The organism is Coprococcus intestinalis (genome assembly GCF_023656595.1).
Classification (GTDB): domain Bacteria; phylum Bacillota; class Clostridia; order Lachnospirales; family Lachnospiraceae; genus Coprococcus_A; species Coprococcus_A intestinihominis.
Window position 1 is genome coordinate 63274 of the sequence record NZ_JAMOKJ010000008.1, and the last position, 16099, is coordinate 79372.

General features: G+C 43.0%; 17 protein-coding genes. 6 read left to right on the top strand and 11 right to left on the bottom strand.

Annotation, left to right across the window (positions count from 1 at the left end):
• Positions 1 to 203: 203 nt before the first annotated feature.
• Positions 204 to 365, bottom strand: coding sequence for a hypothetical protein (locus NBH03_RS07560; RefSeq protein WP_181967089.1), 162 nt, complete (start codon positions 363 to 365; stop codon positions 204 to 206).
• Positions 366 to 473: 108 nt separating this feature from the next.
• On the opposite strand from NBH03_RS07560, the gene NBH03_RS07565 reads away from it, so the two are divergent.
• On the top strand, positions 474 to 1259 hold the full coding sequence (locus NBH03_RS07565) for an adaptor protein MecA (RefSeq protein WP_250798729.1): 786 nt from the start codon (positions 474 to 476) through the stop codon (positions 1257 to 1259).
• 124 nt (positions 1260 to 1383) lie between these two features.
• Here NBH03_RS07565 and fdxA read toward each other — a convergent pair whose 3' ends face one another.
• Positions 1384 to 1554, bottom strand: a complete 171-nt coding sequence (gene fdxA, locus NBH03_RS07570; RefSeq protein WP_015513869.1) for a 4Fe-4S ferredoxin — start codon at positions 1552 to 1554, stop codon at positions 1384 to 1386.
• A 241-nt stretch (positions 1555 to 1795) separates the two neighbouring features.
• Between fdxA and NBH03_RS07575 the strand changes: the two genes are divergently transcribed.
• On the top strand, positions 1796 to 2008 hold the full coding sequence (locus NBH03_RS07575; RefSeq protein WP_117540411.1) for a DUF1858 domain-containing protein: 213 nt from the start codon (positions 1796 to 1798) through the stop codon (positions 2006 to 2008).
• Positions 2009 to 2101: 93 nt separating this feature from the next.
• On the opposite strand, the gene NBH03_RS07580 is transcribed toward NBH03_RS07575, so the two are convergent.
• The 4 genes from NBH03_RS07580 to NBH03_RS07595 form a co-directional block, all read right to left on the bottom strand.
• Positions 2102 to 2854 (bottom strand): MerR family transcriptional regulator, encoded by a 753-nt coding sequence (locus NBH03_RS07580; RefSeq protein WP_250798735.1) that lies wholly within the window; start codon positions 2852 to 2854, stop codon positions 2102 to 2104.
• Between the two features lie 229 nt (positions 2855 to 3083).
• The gene (dnaB, locus tag NBH03_RS07585; RefSeq protein WP_015513866.1) at positions 3084 to 4415 is read right to left on the bottom strand and encodes a replicative DNA helicase; all 1332 of its coding nucleotides are present in this window, start codon (positions 4413 to 4415) and stop codon (positions 3084 to 3086) included.
• Positions 4416 to 4662: 247 nt separating this feature from the next.
• Entirely contained in the window at positions 4663 to 5109 is a 447-nt protein-coding gene (gene rplI / locus NBH03_RS07590) for a 50S ribosomal protein L9 (RefSeq protein ID WP_117529127.1), read from the bottom strand.
• A 1-nt stretch (position 5110) separates the two neighbouring features.
• Positions 5111 to 7153, bottom strand: coding sequence for a DHH family phosphoesterase (locus NBH03_RS07595; RefSeq protein ID WP_250798737.1), 2043 nt, complete (start codon positions 7151 to 7153; stop codon positions 5111 to 5113).
• A gap of 345 nt (positions 7154 to 7498) precedes the next feature.
• On the opposite strand from NBH03_RS07595, the gene NBH03_RS07600 reads away from it, so the two are divergent.
• Entirely contained in the window at positions 7499 to 8065 is a 567-nt protein-coding gene (locus NBH03_RS07600) for a DJ-1 family glyoxalase III (RefSeq protein ID WP_250798739.1), read from the top strand.
• Here NBH03_RS07600 and NBH03_RS07605 read toward each other — a convergent pair.
• From NBH03_RS07605 to NBH03_RS07615, 3 genes are all read right to left on the bottom strand, one after another.
• Positions 8028 to 8471, bottom strand: coding sequence for a hypothetical protein (locus NBH03_RS07605; RefSeq protein WP_015513862.1), 444 nt, complete (start codon positions 8469 to 8471; stop codon positions 8028 to 8030). The genes NBH03_RS07600 and NBH03_RS07605 overlap by 38 nt on opposite strands.
• 269 nt (positions 8472 to 8740) lie before the next feature.
• A complete protein-coding gene (locus tag NBH03_RS07610) occupies positions 8741 to 10300 on the bottom strand; it encodes an L-lactate permease (protein ID WP_250798741.1) in 1560 nt (519 codons plus the stop codon).
• Between the two features lie 542 nt (positions 10301 to 10842).
• Positions 10843 to 11850, bottom strand: coding sequence for a beta-keto acid cleavage family enzyme (locus tag NBH03_RS07615; RefSeq protein WP_215690752.1), 1008 nt, complete (start codon positions 11848 to 11850; stop codon positions 10843 to 10845).
• A 387-nt stretch (positions 11851 to 12237) separates the two neighbouring features.
• On the opposite strand from NBH03_RS07615, the gene NBH03_RS07620 reads away from it, so the two are divergent.
• The 3 genes from NBH03_RS07620 to NBH03_RS07630 all read left to right on the top strand — a co-directional run bounded on the left by NBH03_RS07620 (position 12238) and on the right by NBH03_RS07630 (position 14163).
• Entirely contained in the window at positions 12238 to 12564 is a 327-nt protein-coding gene (locus NBH03_RS07620) for a histidine kinase (protein ID WP_215631680.1), read from the top strand.
• A 230-nt stretch (positions 12565 to 12794) separates the two neighbouring features.
• Positions 12795 to 13514, top strand: coding sequence for a CoA transferase subunit A (locus NBH03_RS07625; RefSeq protein ID WP_250798750.1), 720 nt, complete (start codon positions 12795 to 12797; stop codon positions 13512 to 13514).
• A 1-nt stretch (position 13515) separates the two neighbouring features.
• A complete protein-coding gene (locus NBH03_RS07630; protein WP_250798755.1) occupies positions 13516 to 14163 on the top strand; it encodes a CoA-transferase in 648 nt (215 codons plus the stop codon).
• 319 nt (positions 14164 to 14482) lie between these two features.
• On the opposite strand, the gene NBH03_RS07635 is transcribed toward NBH03_RS07630, so the two are convergent.
• Entirely contained in the window at positions 14483 to 14752 is a 270-nt protein-coding gene (locus NBH03_RS07635; RefSeq protein WP_250798757.1) for a hypothetical protein, read from the bottom strand.
• Between the two features lies 1 nt (position 14753).
• Positions 14754 to 16037 (bottom strand): DUF362 domain-containing protein, encoded by a 1284-nt coding sequence (locus NBH03_RS07640; protein ID WP_250798759.1) that lies wholly within the window; start codon positions 16035 to 16037, stop codon positions 14754 to 14756.
• Positions 16038 to 16099: the final 62 nt, after the last annotated feature.

Here is a 16099-nt window from a genome sequence, read left to right on the forward strand (position 1 = left end):
TATTCATATACTTATCTTATGATTATACTACATAGCCGTCAATCCATCAACATTTCTGCCTGTAAAAAACACTAAAACCGGTATTTTCTTCCATTTTTTCTGAAAAAATGGGCTCATTTTCTCTTCTTCCTCCACTTTTCATGGCTGAAATCCGTAAAAACGTCCTCTGTTCTCCATTTTTATGCTGTGCTGCCTGTGATATGTTATATTCTGCACCCGCATATTCCCATGTAATGATACTGTTCATCAGACATATAATAATGATAACAGCCGCTCACCCCTGCATCAACCATCTTCAAATGACAGCTTCCATTGATCTTCGACACCTGACATAATGCCTCGACACCCATCCGCTCTGCAACCAAAATCCCATGCGTTTTCCCCTTTACAGCCTATTAAATAATCGCTATAATGAAGATACTTGCAGAAAAGGAAGTGATTTGTCCTGTTTTTGCATGGAAAGGAGTGAGAACATGAAGTTAGAACGCATCAGTGAGAATCAGATTCGCTGCACACTGACCCGCAGTGATCTGGCAGAACGTGAATTGAAGATAAGTGAGCTGGCCTACGGCACAGAGAAGGCTAAGGCTCTTTTTCGCGAGATGATGGTTCAGGCATCTGATGAACTCGGTTTTGAAGCAGATAATATTCCTTTGATCATAGAAGCTGTTCCTGTTTCCAATGAATGTATTATGTTGATTGTCACCAAGGTGGAGGATCCGGAGGAGCTGGATACACGTTTTTCCAAGTTCACACCTTCTCCCGAGGATACGGAAGATCTGTCAGACACCGATGATGAGATCTACAGCAGCGCAGACGATATTCTTGACATCTTCAAGCGTCTGGGCAGCGATATTCTGTCCAAGACCGCTGAATTACACAGTATTTCCGGAACCGCCGATCTCCCATCCGATACAGAGACAACCAGCAACGATGCTTCCTCTGAGGATGAAGAGCCCCAGAAGACCATTTTGCGGATTTACGAATTCAGGACATTGAATGAAGTGTCCTGCCTAAGTGAACAGCTTCCGGCAGATTTCGAATGCGGCAATACCCTGTACAAGAATCCGAACAACGGTCATTATTATCTTGTACTCTCCAGCGAAGGCGTATCACGCACTGTTTTCGGCAGCATCTGCCGCCTGGCTTCAGAATTCGGTTCCATACAGAAGGCCAGCGCCAATACCTTATATTATTTTGATGAACATTATGAGACAATCATTCGTGAAAACGCACTGCAGATTCTTCGAAGCTTATAAGAAGTGTATGCTTAGATCAGATTCTGAATTTCATATGTATAAACCTAACAAAAAAGGTTACTATATTGCTATAGTAACCTTTTCTTCATGTTTCATAATAAACCGGATATACCGGCCAACAGGATTATTCCTGAGAAATAGCTTCTGTAGGGCAAGCGCCTGCACAAGAACCACAATCTAAGCATGCATTAGCATCGATAACGTATTTGCCATCACCTTCGCTGATAGCGCCAACAGGACATTCACCTGCACATGTACCACAAGAAACACAAGCATCAGAAATTACGTATGCCATAATCGTATACCTCCTAATAATGATAAATATTAATTTTCGTACGACTCTATTCTATAACAAATTGGCATTGAATACAAGTATAAACTTGTATAAATCAAGAAAATTCATTGGTAAATGAGAAAATTTTCACATTTACCAATAGCCTCAAAATTTTTCAAATGATGTCTTGTTGCAAAATAATTTAAAGTATATTATAATGTGAGAAGATGCGTTTTTCGCACAATACGAAAGGAGTGATATTATGGCAGCAGCTGTAGTTACAAAAGATACTTTAATCGGAGATCTTCTCCGCATTGATGCCAATGTAGCACCTATTCTTTTAGGTATTGGCATGCACTGCCTTGGCTGTCCTTCTTCTCAGGGTGAGACAATTGAAGAAGCAGCATTTGTTCATGGCATTAATCCTCAGGAATTAGTTGACAAGATCAACGAATTTCTTGCAACAAACAACTAATCCTGCACATCTTTATTAGGTTCCAGGTATACATAGAGCTGCAGTGGCTATTCAACCAGCAACGCTGCAGCTCTATGTATGTCCGGACCTTTTTTAATATCTGAATTTTCTTTTGAATAACCGTTTCCGTCGTTTTGGCACACCATAGGACGGCACCTTTGCAGCTGCCACTTCCCGGCCTGCTCTCTGTTTGCCGCGAATCGCCTCATCCAGCAGTTTATAATAGCGTTCCGACTGTCCTTCCTGTCTTTCCTCAACCTTTCCAAGCTCCTGTATAACCACATCCGCCACCTGGGAAATCATTGTATTTTCAAGCTGTACATTGTTTCTCTGCAAAGCTTCGGTTACAATTCCGTCCATAATGTTCTTAAAATGCTTCATTTTATCCTCTGCCGACAGAACCTTATACGGCTTCGCCTCTACAGGCACCGGCTTGTCCTCTTTTTCCTTTATCTCCTGTTCCTCATTTCCGCCGGTTGTCTCATTGTCTGAAATCTGATTCTCAGGCTTATGATGCTCTCTATCATCCTGTTCCCGCGAAGCCGCCGGTGAAACTGCCGCAAGCTCATCTTCTGTCATATTGTCCTCAGCATTCTCCTTCTTTCCAAACGGCGCATCTTCATTCAAGGTTGTAATGATCAGACGAATAGCCTTCAGCTGAAAGCCTTTCTCCTTCAAATCGCGGATGTTTTCGAAAAGATGTATTTCCTTCTCTGTGTAATATCTGTGTCCAAGTTCATTTCTCGGAATCTCAATGGCCAGTTCTTCCTCCCAGTATCTCAGGACATGGGGCTCAACATTGATCATTCTGGCCGCATCCGATATAATATATCTCGTTTCTGCCATTGGCTACCTCCATCAATTTCCTCTCATCTTGTCTTCTTATCTGGTGTAGAAATCGCAGTTGGCTTGCCTGTTGATTCCATTATAACAAAGTTCCTGTATTAAGCAAATTTTTTCCCTGCCAATCCTTCGTTTGCTTCCAACAAAAAAGACCCTTTATCTATTCCGCTGAATAAATAAAAGGTCTCTCGCTGTCGCATCCGGTTGTGATTTGCGATAATTTCAAGTTTCGCTATTTCTCTTTATTGGCAAACTTTGTATAATTCGGCAGCCATACAAGCTCTACTGTACCGATCGGGCCATTACGCTGTTTGGCAATAATAACTTCCGAAATATTCTTCTTGTCCGTGTCTTTGTTGTAATAATCATCACGATAAAGAAACATAACCACATCCGCATCCTGCTCGATGGCACCAGACTCACGAAGATCCGACAACATCGGGCGATGATCCGGTCTCGTCTCACATGCACGGCTGAGCTGCGAAAGGGCAATCACCGGTGCATTGATTTCACGGGCCAGCGCTTTCAGAGAACGTGAAATCTCTGAAATCTCCTGCTGCCTGGACTCCTGTTTCTTGCTGCCGCCGGTCATCAGCTGCAGGTAGTCAATAATGACCAGGCCCAGATCATTCTCAAGCTTATACTTACGGCACTTCGAACGCAGCTCTGTGATCGATATACCCGGTGTATCATCAATAATCAGCGGCGCTGTACTGATCACACCTGCGCTTTCTATTAACTTCTCCCAATCAGCCGGCTGAAGTGTCCCCGTTCGCATGGACTGGGAATCCACTTTGGATTCCATGGAGAGAATACGATTGACCAGCTGATCCTTCGACATTTCCAAGCTGAAAATTGCTGTCGGCACATGATTGCGCACACACATATACTGGGCCAGATTCAGAACAAAGGCCGTCTTTCCCATAGATGGTCTGGCAGCAATAAGAATCAGATCTGAGGGCTGAAGGCCTGATGTCTTGTAATCCAGATCATAAAAACCTGTTGCCAGCCCTGTTACAGTTCCTTTATGGCGGGCCGCCGCCTCTATCTTATCTATTACCGACAAAACAACGTCCTGAATCGGCACATATTCATCTGTACTCTTCTTCTGGATCACATCAAAAATACGTTTCTCCGTCGTATTCATGATCTCTTCAACAGACTCCTTGTGCTGATAGCAGGCATTGGCAATCTCTTCATTAACACGGATCAGTCTGCGCAGCATCGCATCATCAGCCACTGTCTGCGCGTACTGCCTGATGTTCGTCGATATCGGTACACTATCAACCAGCTCACTGATATATTCAATACTGGCAAATTCCTCAGGGACGTCTTTCATCTTCAGGCGTTCCTGAAGCGTCAGAACATCTACAGGCTTTCCTTCATTGTAAAGTTCTACCATGGTCTCAAAAAGGATGCCGAATTGCCGCTGATAAAAATCATCTCCTGTAAGCATCTCAGATGCCGCAACAATCGCATCCGCATCCATGATCATGGAACCGATAACCGCTTTCTCCGAATCGATGCTATGGGGCATAATCTTCTTTATAATCGCCTCATCCATGTTCTGTGCCTCCTGACTCAAGTTCAGTACAGGCCAAATCAATCACTGACTCGGCCTGTACTGAATGGTTTATCTGTAATATATTGTAACTGTTCAGAGCCAAGCAAAATTTCAAAAAACAGGTATAAAATGCTTGCGTTTTTAAGACTGTTTTTGAAATTTTATTTGGCGGATACGCCACATCGACGAAATGCGTAGCATTTTGGAGGTTAGCTCTGAACAGTTACAATATTTTAATGTGTGCCGCTTATGCTTCGGCTACTTTTACTGTAAGCTCTGCTGTTACCTTCGGATGGACTTTGTAAGGGACTTTGTACACACCCAGTGAACGAACAGGTTCAGCCAGCTGCAGTTTTTTCTTGTCAATTTCAATATTCAGCTGGCTCTTGTAAGCTGCTGCGATTTCCTTCGAAGAAACAGAACCGAATGTCTTACCGCCTTCGCCTGTCTTGATCGTTACTGTAACGGATTTCTCCTTGATATCCTCTGCAAAAGCTTTAGCTGCTTCAAGAATCTCTTTTGCCACCTTTTCTTCATTGGCTTTCTGAAGCTTCAGATCATTGATATTCTTTGCTGTTGCTTCAATACCAAGCTTCTTCGGCAAAATAAAATTACGCGCATAACCATCGTTGACATTGACTGTATCTCCCTTTTTGCCAAGAGTTTTAACATCCTCAATTAAAATAACTTTCATTTTAGATTTCTCCTTCCATTTTCATCGATTTGATGACGGATTTCACTTTAGCCTCCGCTTCTTCCACCGTCATATCCTTCAGCTGTGTTCCGGCCATCGTACTGTGACCGCCGCCCCCAAGACGCTCCATAACCAACTGTACATTCATGCTGTCATAGGATCTGGCACTGACATAAATCACACCCTTCACCACCGTAAAGACAAAGGAAGCCTCCACACCGGTAATATTCAACAGCTCATTGGCTACCTGTGCCCCAACAACTGTCGGACTCTCCAGCCCCTCAGATGGGCATTCGGCATAAGCATACGCACCCTCTACAGATGCATTCTTCACAGCTTCCGCCCGTGCCTTGTAGGTCTGCATATCATCTCTGAGTTTCAGGCGGACACGGGTAATATCTGCGCCGCTCTTCTTGAGAAAAGCAGCTGCTTCAAAGGTTCTGACACCTGTTTTACTGATAAAATTGTTCGTATCGATCATTAATCCGGCATACATAGCATCTGCCTCTTCCGGACGCAGCTTCACCGAATCTGTAATATACTGCAAAATCTCGGCAACCATCTCACATGCTGATGATGCATACGGCTCAATATAAGAAAGCACCGGATTCTCGATGGAATTTCCGCTCTGACGATGATGATCGATAACAACGATCGTCTTCGTCAGGTTCAAAAGTTCCGGTCCTTCCGTCCTCTCACTGGTGTTCACATCCACAACAACCATGGCCGTATTCATATTGACAATGCCTCTTGCTGTCTCCGATGTAACAAACATATCACTGTCATACTCCGGATTGTCCATAAAATGATCGATCACCGGACGTACCGATGTGGTAATATCATTGATGACGATAAATGCCTTCTTGTTCAGGCTTCGGGCCGCTCTGTAGACACCGATTGCTGCGCCAAAACTATCCAGGTCACCGATCTTATGACCCATAATAGCCACCTGTTCCTTGCCTTCAATTACCTGACGCAGCGCATGTGCTTTGACACGCGCACGGACACGTGTAGACTTCTCCACCTGCTTCGTCTTGCCGCCATAATAAGAAATCTTGTCTTTCTCCTTGACAACCGCCTGGTCACCGCCTCGTCCAAGAGCCAGATCAATGGCATGACGAGCCCAGTCCAGCGCCTGCGCATAACTGGCTGCATTAACACCCAGACCAATACACAGTGTTACACTCATCTCATTGCCGATATTAATCTCTCTGACTTCATCCAGCAATGCGAACTTGGAACTCTGAAGCACTGGCAGATATTTCTGACGGATGACAAACATATACTTGTCCTTCTCCATCTTATTCACAATGGCATCATAGTTCTGCATATACTTGGTGATCTTTCGCTCTACCAGTGCCGACAGAAGGGAACGTCTGACTTCCTCTGTACTGTTCAATGCCTCTTCATAGTTATCTACCAATATAATACCACATATGAGCTTCTGATTCTGGATCTCCTTCCTGGACATCTGTATCTCTGTCTCATCGAACAGATAAAATGCAAATAACTGATAGGCCTCCGGCTGCATCTCTACAACCTTATTCTCCATCGCAAAGTCATCAATGCACACCTTCATAATCTCAGCCTTGTAGTAGCGCTCTTTATAGCGAATATGGGCATACTTCTTCTCTTCCTCATCATCCGGAAACATCTCCTGCTTGATATCCGGAATCAATGTTCTGATATTCTTCATATCAATAAATTCACCCATTATCTCTTTCATACAGGAATTCGCCCATAAAAGCTTTCCTGTCTCATCCAGAATGGCATAAGGAATCTCAAGATCATGAATCAGATTATGCTGGACCTGTGCAAATTCGATGGCAAAATTCACCAACTCATCCACAATAGACGGCTTTAAATAAAAATAAATCACGATGGCTGCTGCCACATATAAAACAAAACAGGCAGTCATCAGAAGACCTGCACGGTAATCAACCAGATACATCAGCACTGTTGCCACCAGCAACAGTGCACTCAATAGTACCGGCCAGCGCATGTACATATTCAGCCGTCCTTTAAGTTTGACCTTCTTATTCATACGATAACCTCTTAAAAACACTATGAAATTTGCTTAGAGGTGGGAAAACACTCCCATCTGTTACTATGTGCTGAAGAATTCCGCTAAAATGCAGAATCCCACTTATACGCTCTAGTATATCATTTTCCACCCTTTCAGTAAAGCATTATTCCACCCAGCCAACCTTCCTGCATGAGATAATCACTCAAAATCCCCACAAACCACCAAAACTGTGATATACTTCAAATATGTACCGCTACACGGGCTGGCATCAAAAGCGGCCTGCGTTGAAACATTTTCTTTGTACACTATGCGAAATCTTTGATGTTTCGCAATCACTATTCATTAGAAGAAAGGAAGAATTTTATGAACACAGCAATTTTCCTTGCAGATGGCTTCGAAGAAATCGAAGGTTTGACAGTTGTAGACATGTTTAGAAGAGCCGGTATCCCGATTCAGACAGTCTCCATTTCAGACTCTCTGACCGTTACCGGCTCCCACGATATCAAAGTTCAGGCAGACTGCCTGCTTGCTGATTTTGATTTTAATACTGTAGAAATGCTGATTTTGCCGGGCGGCATGCCGGGTACCACAAACCTCAGCAAATGTGAACCGCTTTGCGATGCCCTTATGCAGTTCAGCCGTCAGGGCCGTTATCTCGCTGCTATCTGTGCAGCGCCAAGCATTCTCGGCAGCCTCGGCATCTTAAACGGACGTGTTGCCACATGCTACCCTGGCTTCGAAAAGAAACTCTTTGGTGCCTATATCACCACTGATCCCGTTGCCAAAGACGGTCATGTCATTACAAGCCGCGGCATGGGTACAGCCATCGAATTTGCCTCCACATTAATCGGCATTATTCAGGATCCTGAGTCAGCGGATAAGATCAAAGCATCTATTCTTTATTCCTCTGACGCTCCTCAAATTCTTTAATCTTTTTCTCAACCTTGTAGATATTCCGGCATTCCGGATATCTTGCAAGGAACATATTCTTGAAGGCGAAGAACGAAGACACTTCATATAATTCGCCTTCTGCGCGCAGCGCAGGCTCTTTTCGTTCAATGAGATCCTGCATGAAACTGTCTTTCTTCAATGCCGCATATTTCTTCATAAATTCAATGGTTACCGGCAGTCTGCGAAGTCTCGTCACATAATCCGGATGTGCCGCTTTCTCGGCATCATATTTCTTCTTTTCATTCGAATTTTCATCATTCAAGGCTTCCTCAAGTGCTTCATTAATATAGATCACTTTCAGTTCATCATGGATCATCATCTTCGGTTCCATAACTTCCAGTTCTGTCAAATCCATATCCTGTCCATTATTCTCCAAACTTGTCATTGCCATATACCTCCATTTTCCTTACTCTGTCACATTCATCTGTCTCTATTATAATCTAATCCTGCGCTTTTGCAAAGCAATAGACCGTATAAACCTGAAAATCACCGCCGAAATATACCGATGTTTGCGGCTTTGCACGCTGTCTGCACAATCCAAACAGGCGGCCCGCATATGCAGACCGCCCGATTTATTACTTTTAAATACCTTCTCTTATGAATTTCACTTTAATACCTTATGTACTTCAATCGACGCTTTGTAATAACCCCTTATTATGCGCCAACGAAACAGAATACACAAAGGATAACCAGATATAATACACACCATCCGATTGTCTTGCTCATGATCTTACCATCAGAACCAGGAAGGTTGATAGCTGCAACACCAAGAGCGATACTCTGTGGAGAAATCATCTTACCGGCTGTAGCACCTGCGCCATTTGCAGCCACTAACCAGATTTCGTTGATACCTAACTGCTGTGCAACAGACTGCTGTAATGTTGCGAACATAACGCTGGCAGATGTAGCGGAACCTGTAACGAAGCATCCGATACCACCGATCAGTGGAGCGATTGCGATATAAGCATTGCCCAATAATGATGAAAGGGCATTTGCCAGATCCATAACCATACCTGCATAACCCATAACCTTAGCAATGGAGATAATGAAGATAACAGTCAGCATTGCTTTCCAGTAACCCTTGAAAGTCTTGCCAAGCTCTGCGCCCATGTCGCTGATGCTTGCGCCCTGAACAGCTGTACCGATAATCGTTGCAATGATCATCAGGATACCAGGTGTGTTGATCCATGATAAACCAACCTTGGCACCGCCTTCGCCGCAATAAATAACAAATGATGACTTAAACTGTCCCAGGAACTGATTGATCGGAGGAACAAGTTTGGATGTACCTAACAGGAAAATAACAACTAAGATGTAAGGAAGCCATGCTTTAACCATGCTCATCTGAGGCTTATCAGAGGAAGCTGCTGCTTCTTCTTTGGACTCAAGCATATATTCTTCCGGAATATTCGTGTGTTTTCTACCCATAACGATTGTACAAACGAGGCAAACCAGAGAACCGATAACTACGCAAAGCTCAGGACCTACGAATGTGGCTACAAGATAGAAAGGAATAACAAATGATAATGCAGATACAAGTGTAATACCTACAACACCCTTTAATGCCTTTGTACCACCGCAAAGAAGGATGATAACAAATGGAGAAACAACACAAAGAGGAATCAGCAGACGGGCTGTCGGTTCTGAAAGCATCTGAGCAAACACACTTGCATCGGCTGCACCTGTAATGGTTGTAGGGAATGCAGTATTCGCTGCTGACAGAGTAGGTGTACCAATGGCACCAAACTCAGGAGATGCAGCATTACCAATCAGACAGATAACACAAGCTGTAACCGGATTAAATCCAAGTGCAACTAACATCGCTGCAGGAATAGCTACGGCTGTACCGAAACCTGCGATACCTTCCATGAAGTTGGAGAAGCCCCAGCCGATAACAAGAGCAGCTACACGTTTATCATTGGATACAGATGCCAGCATTGCTTTGATGACATCCATCGCACCTGTTCTTAAACTCATGTTATACAGGAACATGGCACCAACGATAATAACACAAATCGGCCATACCGCTGAAACAACACCTTCTAAAGTACCTGTGATCGCTTCCGGAACTGTCATGTGATAAACAGCAACACCTTCAATGATTGCAATAACCAAACCAATACCACATGATTTGTAACCGGCCATCTTCAGACCAGCCATAGAAATAATAAGCCAGGCAATAGGAATAATAGCAAGAATAATTTCTAGTAACATAAAATCTTCCTTTCTCTCATCAGACTCCAACTGGTCAACCAGTTAGGTGATAAAAATGGTCTTATTCCATCTTACGCATTTCTTGAGTTCTGCAGGCTACCATCCCTGCCAGACTCTGTGTCAATGAAATAAGACTTGTCGTCCTTAACCCTACCACAGATTAAAAACATTCGCTCCACACCGACCGCTAGCCTGAAGGTGTGAACCATTTGATTTGTCTAAATTATATAACTTTTATATCTGAATGTCTACACTTTTATTTAATGTATACAATATCTTTATAATTTTTTTGTCTATTTTTTCACATTTTATGTATATAATGGAAACTATTTTAGGCATAATTTGCATTTATTATACATCATTTCTTCGGGTATTAATGTATAAATTGTTATTTTATGTTTATTTTTCTGTCCCCTTTTCCTTTCTTTGACAAGAAAATAACGGACAAATATAAAAAAACAGAGCGTTTTCTAAAAAAATTGTAAAAAATTTCATAGAAAACACTCTGTTTTTTATTTATTTAGAGAAAAATATCTGGCAAATTAACCCATGCTCTTAGCTGCAAAATATGTTGTACCATATTTTTCGGAAGCTTCTGCTTTTGCTTTCTCAAGATCTTCAATTGTCAGTGCATCAAGTGCTTTAACAACAGCTTCATGATCCAGTGGTGCAAGACCAAGCATTTCACGTGCTTCTGCAGATGTAGCAACTTCGTTGCCGTAAGCTTCAACAGCTCTTGCAGCACGTTCAACGAGCATCAGGTTGTTGGCAAGGATCTTCTTGCCTTCTTTATCGTAACCATAGACAACGTTATCTTCCATACCTACACGTACGTGGCATCCGTTAGCCAGTGCAGAGAACATAACCGGCAGATGACCTTTACCGATACCGAAACCGGAAACTGTAACTTCCTTAGGAAGGTTGCCTTCTGCCTGAAGACGCTGGATGTATGCAAGCATATCCTGAACATCAGCTGGTGTAGCTGCAAGACCGCCTACAACACCAAGACAAAGCTGGAAGTGCAGAGGTGCTTTTACGATACCTTTCTTCCAGTATACACCTACGGCACGGATCATACCCATATCGAATACTTCGAATTCAGGTTTGATATTTCTTTCCTGATACAGATTACCAAGAGTTGTCAGGAATGTTGGAGAGTTGCTGAAGATACCGCCCGGGATCCCCCAGTTGAATGTACCTGCATCGAATGTACCCATTTCGATACCAGGAACATTTGCATGATGCAGCATACGAACTGCGTTGCCGTAAGGTGAGTCATCAGATACACGGTTATCACCTGAAGATGTGCAGTTGATGATAACATCGCAGTCTGGGTAGTTCTTACGGATCAGTTTGATTGTTTCGTAGAATTTAACAGGATCCATAACACCTGCGCCGTTGTCATCACGCATATGCAGATGAACGATAGCTGCACCTGCTTTCCAGCACTCATAGGCTGTTTTTGCGATTTCTTCCGGTGTTTCAGGAACATCGTAACCGTGAGGTGTGATGGCACCTGTTAAGGCTGCTGTGATAATTGTCTTTGCCATAATATAATACTTCCTTTCGTGAAAATAATAAAATACTTTGTCATAATTGTACAGCTCTGCTTCCAAAATGCGCTGCATTTCGTTCAATTACATTGTATTGATATTTCTTCGCATTTTCAAGTCCATTTCCGAAAGTCATTATGCCTGCTTTGGCGGGCATTATGTGAAAAAAGCATAACAGCATCCGACATCAAAGTCCCCTTAAACACCTCTCGATATGGTATCATAGATGTATGTATGCAATTAGCATTTTTGTTTCTATATATAATATACTAAATTAAAATATTTCGATGCATTGCAAAATCAATTTCCCTGTGATGAACTGACGATTTTATACAACTTCACAGTCCCTGGTTTGCAATGCCCCATATTTAAGGAGGAAATTTTATGAACTTATATGATACCCATACAATGAAGCGCGGCGCAATCCTTGTGGATGTCTGCGGTTACACCGGCGAAGAAGATTTTTATGCCATGCACAAAATTATCGATGAAGTCATCAAACCGGAGGATTCCGGCTTCAGCGTGGATTCCATGTGTATCGGCGGCTATTTTAATAAGGATGGTATTCTTGTCCGTACCAGCAGTGAAAGCCCTTATGACGGCCTGAGTTTTTTCTACGAGCCGGCCAAAATGTCCGCAGAAGATGTCAAAAAAATCGAGGATTGGATTGAAACAGTTGTCAAAGAGCTGCATGCCCGTCTCCCTCGATAACCGTTTTTGAGTCTACTCCCAAAGTCATCATGCCAAATCATGCATGATGGTTATGCACATTTTGCATAGACTTGGGTTTATCAATTATTTCACAGTCTTTTATTTATATGTTAAGATGAAGAGGACGAAAGCTGTCAAGGCTCGAAGCCTTACAGTCTATAAGTAATATTTTGTGAAAACAAATAAAAATATAATTTTAATTTTTGAAAAACAGGAAGGAGACTCATAAGATGGAAATCGAAAGAGGAAAAGTCAGAACAAGAGAAGAAATCATGGCTTGTTTCAAGGATGGTCAGACAATCGCCATTGGTGGTCAGGCCGGCGCTTACATGCCTTGGGATCTTCTTGATATGCTTGAAGAAAGCGGTGTTAAGCACCTTACAATCTGCTCTATTGATTCCTGCAACCCAGGTTTCGCAATCAGCCGTCTGATTGAAAATGGCCAGGTTGACAAAATGATCACAACCCATATCGGTACAAACCCTGTTGCCCAGAAGTTGCTTGCAGAAGGCAAACTGGAAGTTGAATTCTTCCCAATGGGCAGTTTCATTGAAAAGATGCGTGACGGCGGTGCCGGTATCGGTGGATTTCTTACCAAAACAGGTCTTGGCACAGATATGGAAAAAGGCAAACAGATTATTACAACATCTGATGGCGAACGTTATATTCTTGAAGAAGCAATCCATGCAGATGTAGCACTTACAAGATGCCGTCGTGCCGATCCTCTCGGCAACCTTGCTTACCACGGAACAGGTACAGCTTCACACCCTGTTATGGCAACATGTGCAGATATCTCCATCGTACAGTGCGACCTGTACTGCGACTTAAACGAAATTTCTCCTGATGATGTAAAGGTACCTGCTATGTATGTTGATATGCTTTACACAGACAGCCGTGAACAGAATCACATTATCGGACGAATCAAGAGAAATCAGTTGGAGGGTATGTAAGATGGATAACAGAAGATTTATTGCCAGAAGAGCTGCTCAGTATTTTAATGAAGGTGACACTGTTAATCTTGGTATCGGTATTCCAAGTGCCTGCAGTGATTTTGTAGATCCGACAATCGCTTTCCAGACAGAAAATGGTATGATCGGTGTCGGTCCTGTTGCTAAAAAACTTGCCATCTGCGATACTTATCAGAACGCAGGCGGCATCAACTTCGTACCGCTTATGGGTGCTTCCGCATTCGATACAGCTTATTCTTTCGCTGTTATCAGAAGCGGTCGTATGGCTGCCACTGTTCTCGGTGCCCTTCAGGTTGCTGAAAACGGTGATATCGCCAACTGGGCAAGTCCTGGCCGCGCATTCGGTATGGGCGGTGCTATGGACCTTTGCAACGGTGCAAGAAAAGTTATCGTTGCCATGGAGCTGACAACAAAGAAAGGTGAGCCAAAGATCTTAAAGAAATGTACTTATCCTTTAACAGCTCAGGGCTGTGTTAACCACATCGTAACAGAGCAGTGCGTAATCGATGTGACTCCGGAAGGTCTGAAACTGGTTGAGATCCGTGCAGGCAAGACACCTGAAGACATTCAGGCACAGGTTGAGCCAACACTGATCATCGCTGACGATCTGAAAGTGATGGAAGAAGAATAAGAGATGAAGGTTTGCTCAAGGTTTACTGAGCGCTGACCTGATGACAAAAATCCCCATGAAGCAGCACGTTTTTAGAACGTGAATCGTTTCATGGGGATTTTTTCACAGGTTCAACTGAATCAGTGGGACTGAGTGCAAATAAAAAAGGTTCGCAATCAACAACTTTATACAAGCTCAATCTGTGCATAATCTTTCTCAAACGTTTTGCATCCTAAAAACGCATTGTTTAAGAAAGAGAATGCAGCAGATGAACTGTCAAAGTTCCTGAAGCGAACCTTCTTTATTACAGAAACCTCAAGCCGAAGCGACCCTCGTTTTCCTATTCTTTTTTATCAGAAAATGCTCTGTCGGCTGCGGTACGTACCATTTCATCCCATGATGTGAAGCGGGTACTTTCTCTGACAAACCCATCAAACACTTCCTCATTATATACCATAATATCTGATTTCCAGTTTGTAAATACTGCGCTGGAAGACTGAAAATCTCTGAAAGCTTCAAAATTCGTCTCCGCCTGCATGAATTCATCGGTGAAAATTGTTTCCAGCAACTTCTTATCATCGGGAGACATTGGAATATACGCAAATGCCATTTTACTGATTCTCCGGATTCTCGTAGAACTCTTTAGCTTTCTGTTCTACATATGCACGCCACTTCGGATGGTCAGCTTCCATGCTAGGACGGATTACATTTTCAATACATCCTGGGATTTCACCATCAACAACCTGGCCTGTCTTGATTGTCAGGTAAAGACCTGTTTCTCCTGGAGGGCATCCTGGAATCCACATACCTTTATCTGCAAATCTCTTTGTACAGTTACCATGAAGGATGATCTTATCCTTTGGCTTATCAGGAATAGTATTTCTAGGACCTACAACGATTGTCTTATCAGAGTTTTCTTCATAGATACCCAGTGCTTTAAGTGTTTCCATGTTCAGTGCAAGCAGAGCCTGGCAGCTTGAGCATGCACCCTCGCAGCGGATATCATATTCTGGCCAACGGTCAGCCATGTTGCCAAGGTATGGAATCCACATCTTCTTGTAAACATCTTTCACCTGTTCACCAACAACTTCGATCTTGTCACGATCTGTTGTACCAAGACCAGCTTCATCAGCTGCTCTGAAGTAGTCCACCTGGTTTGTATCGATACCTACAACATCACATGCGATAAGGTCAAGAGCAACTGGATCATAACTACCCATGATGATACCTACTTCCAGAGGAGTTGGTGTATGTGGGCTGTAACCGGATGCTACATTGATAGCGTCTACGATGTTGATATCAGGACGTACTGCCCACCAAACATCCATCATAGCCATTGTCAGGTTCTGCTGATGCATCTGGGAATGTACCTGATCCTGTACAGTACCTTTGATGTTCTTTAATGCACAGCTGAATACCATGGAAGCATGTGCTTTCATGATAGGCAGGTTGATGATATGATCTGCTTCAAGCAGTAAACGAGGGATTTTACATCTCTTAATGTTGGATTTGTAACCTCTTACAGCTACATTAACAAGGTCTTTTTCAGCCTTGATATCGTAAAGTTCAACACCTTCTTCTCTTGCTACATCAGCCTGACCGGATACTTCGAAACATTCCATTGTATCACAGCCGATAGCTGCTGATTCTGCAACAATGATTCTTGAAGGCTGAGCTTTCTTAACTTCGCGGATAACTGCACGAAGTGTTTCAGGGCTTGTACATACAGCTGTATCCGGACCTTCTGCATGACCTGCATTTGGTTTCAGAATAACTGTTTCGCCTCTTTTAATCATGTTTGTAACGCCGCCAAGAAGATCGAATACCTTAGTGACACTTTCCTGGACAGTAGGTTCTTTCGCAATGGCTACAACTGCTTTTTTATCTTTTGCCATTAGTTAATTCCTCCCATTCATTTTATATGTATAATTAATTTTTATTATACTCCAACTCATTT

Excerpts from the sequence above, each read along its gene's own strand:
- NBH03_RS07565 (WP_250798729.1), top strand. The coding sequence starts at position 474 with ATGAAGTTAGAACGCATCAGTGAGAATCAGATTCGCTGCACACTGACC.
- fdxA (WP_015513869.1), bottom strand. The coding sequence starts at position 1,554 with ATGGCATACGTAATTTCTGATGCTTGTGTTTCTTGTGGTACATGTGCA.
- NBH03_RS07575 (WP_117540411.1), top strand. The coding sequence starts at position 1,796 with ATGGCAGCAGCTGTAGTTACAAAAGATACTTTAATCGGAGATCTTCTC.
- NBH03_RS07580 (WP_250798735.1), bottom strand. The coding sequence starts at position 2,854 with ATGGCAGAAACGAGATATATTATATCGGATGCGGCCAGAATGATCAAT.
- dnaB (WP_015513866.1), bottom strand. The coding sequence starts at position 4,415 with ATGGATGAGGCGATTATAAAGAAGATTATGCCCCATAGCATCGATTCG.
- rplI (WP_117529127.1), bottom strand. The coding sequence starts at position 5,109 with ATGAAAGTTATTTTAATTGAGGATGTTAAAACTCTTGGCAAAAAGGGA.
- NBH03_RS07595 (WP_250798737.1), bottom strand. The coding sequence starts at position 7,153 with ATGAATAAGAAGGTCAAACTTAAAGGACGGCTGAATATGTACATGCGC.
- NBH03_RS07600 (WP_250798739.1), top strand. The coding sequence starts at position 7,499 with ATGAACACAGCAATTTTCCTTGCAGATGGCTTCGAAGAAATCGAAGGT.
- NBH03_RS07605 (WP_015513862.1), bottom strand. The coding sequence starts at position 8,471 with ATGACAAGTTTGGAGAATAATGGACAGGATATGGATTTGACAGAACTG.
- NBH03_RS07610 (WP_250798741.1), bottom strand. The coding sequence starts at position 10,300 with ATGTTACTAGAAATTATTCTTGCTATTATTCCTATTGCCTGGCTTATT.
- NBH03_RS07615 (WP_215690752.1), bottom strand. The coding sequence starts at position 11,850 with ATGGCAAAGACAATTATCACAGCAGCCTTAACAGGTGCCATCACACCT.
- NBH03_RS07620 (WP_215631680.1), top strand. The coding sequence starts at position 12,238 with ATGAACTTATATGATACCCATACAATGAAGCGCGGCGCAATCCTTGTG.
- NBH03_RS07625 (WP_250798750.1), top strand. The coding sequence starts at position 12,795 with ATGGAAATCGAAAGAGGAAAAGTCAGAACAAGAGAAGAAATCATGGCT.
- NBH03_RS07630 (WP_250798755.1), top strand. The coding sequence starts at position 13,516 with ATGGATAACAGAAGATTTATTGCCAGAAGAGCTGCTCAGTATTTTAAT.
- NBH03_RS07635 (WP_250798757.1), bottom strand. The coding sequence starts at position 14,752 with ATGGCATTTGCGTATATTCCAATGTCTCCCGATGATAAGAAGTTGCTG.
- NBH03_RS07640 (WP_250798759.1), bottom strand. The coding sequence starts at position 16,037 with ATGGCAAAAGATAAAAAAGCAGTTGTAGCCATTGCGAAAGAACCTACT.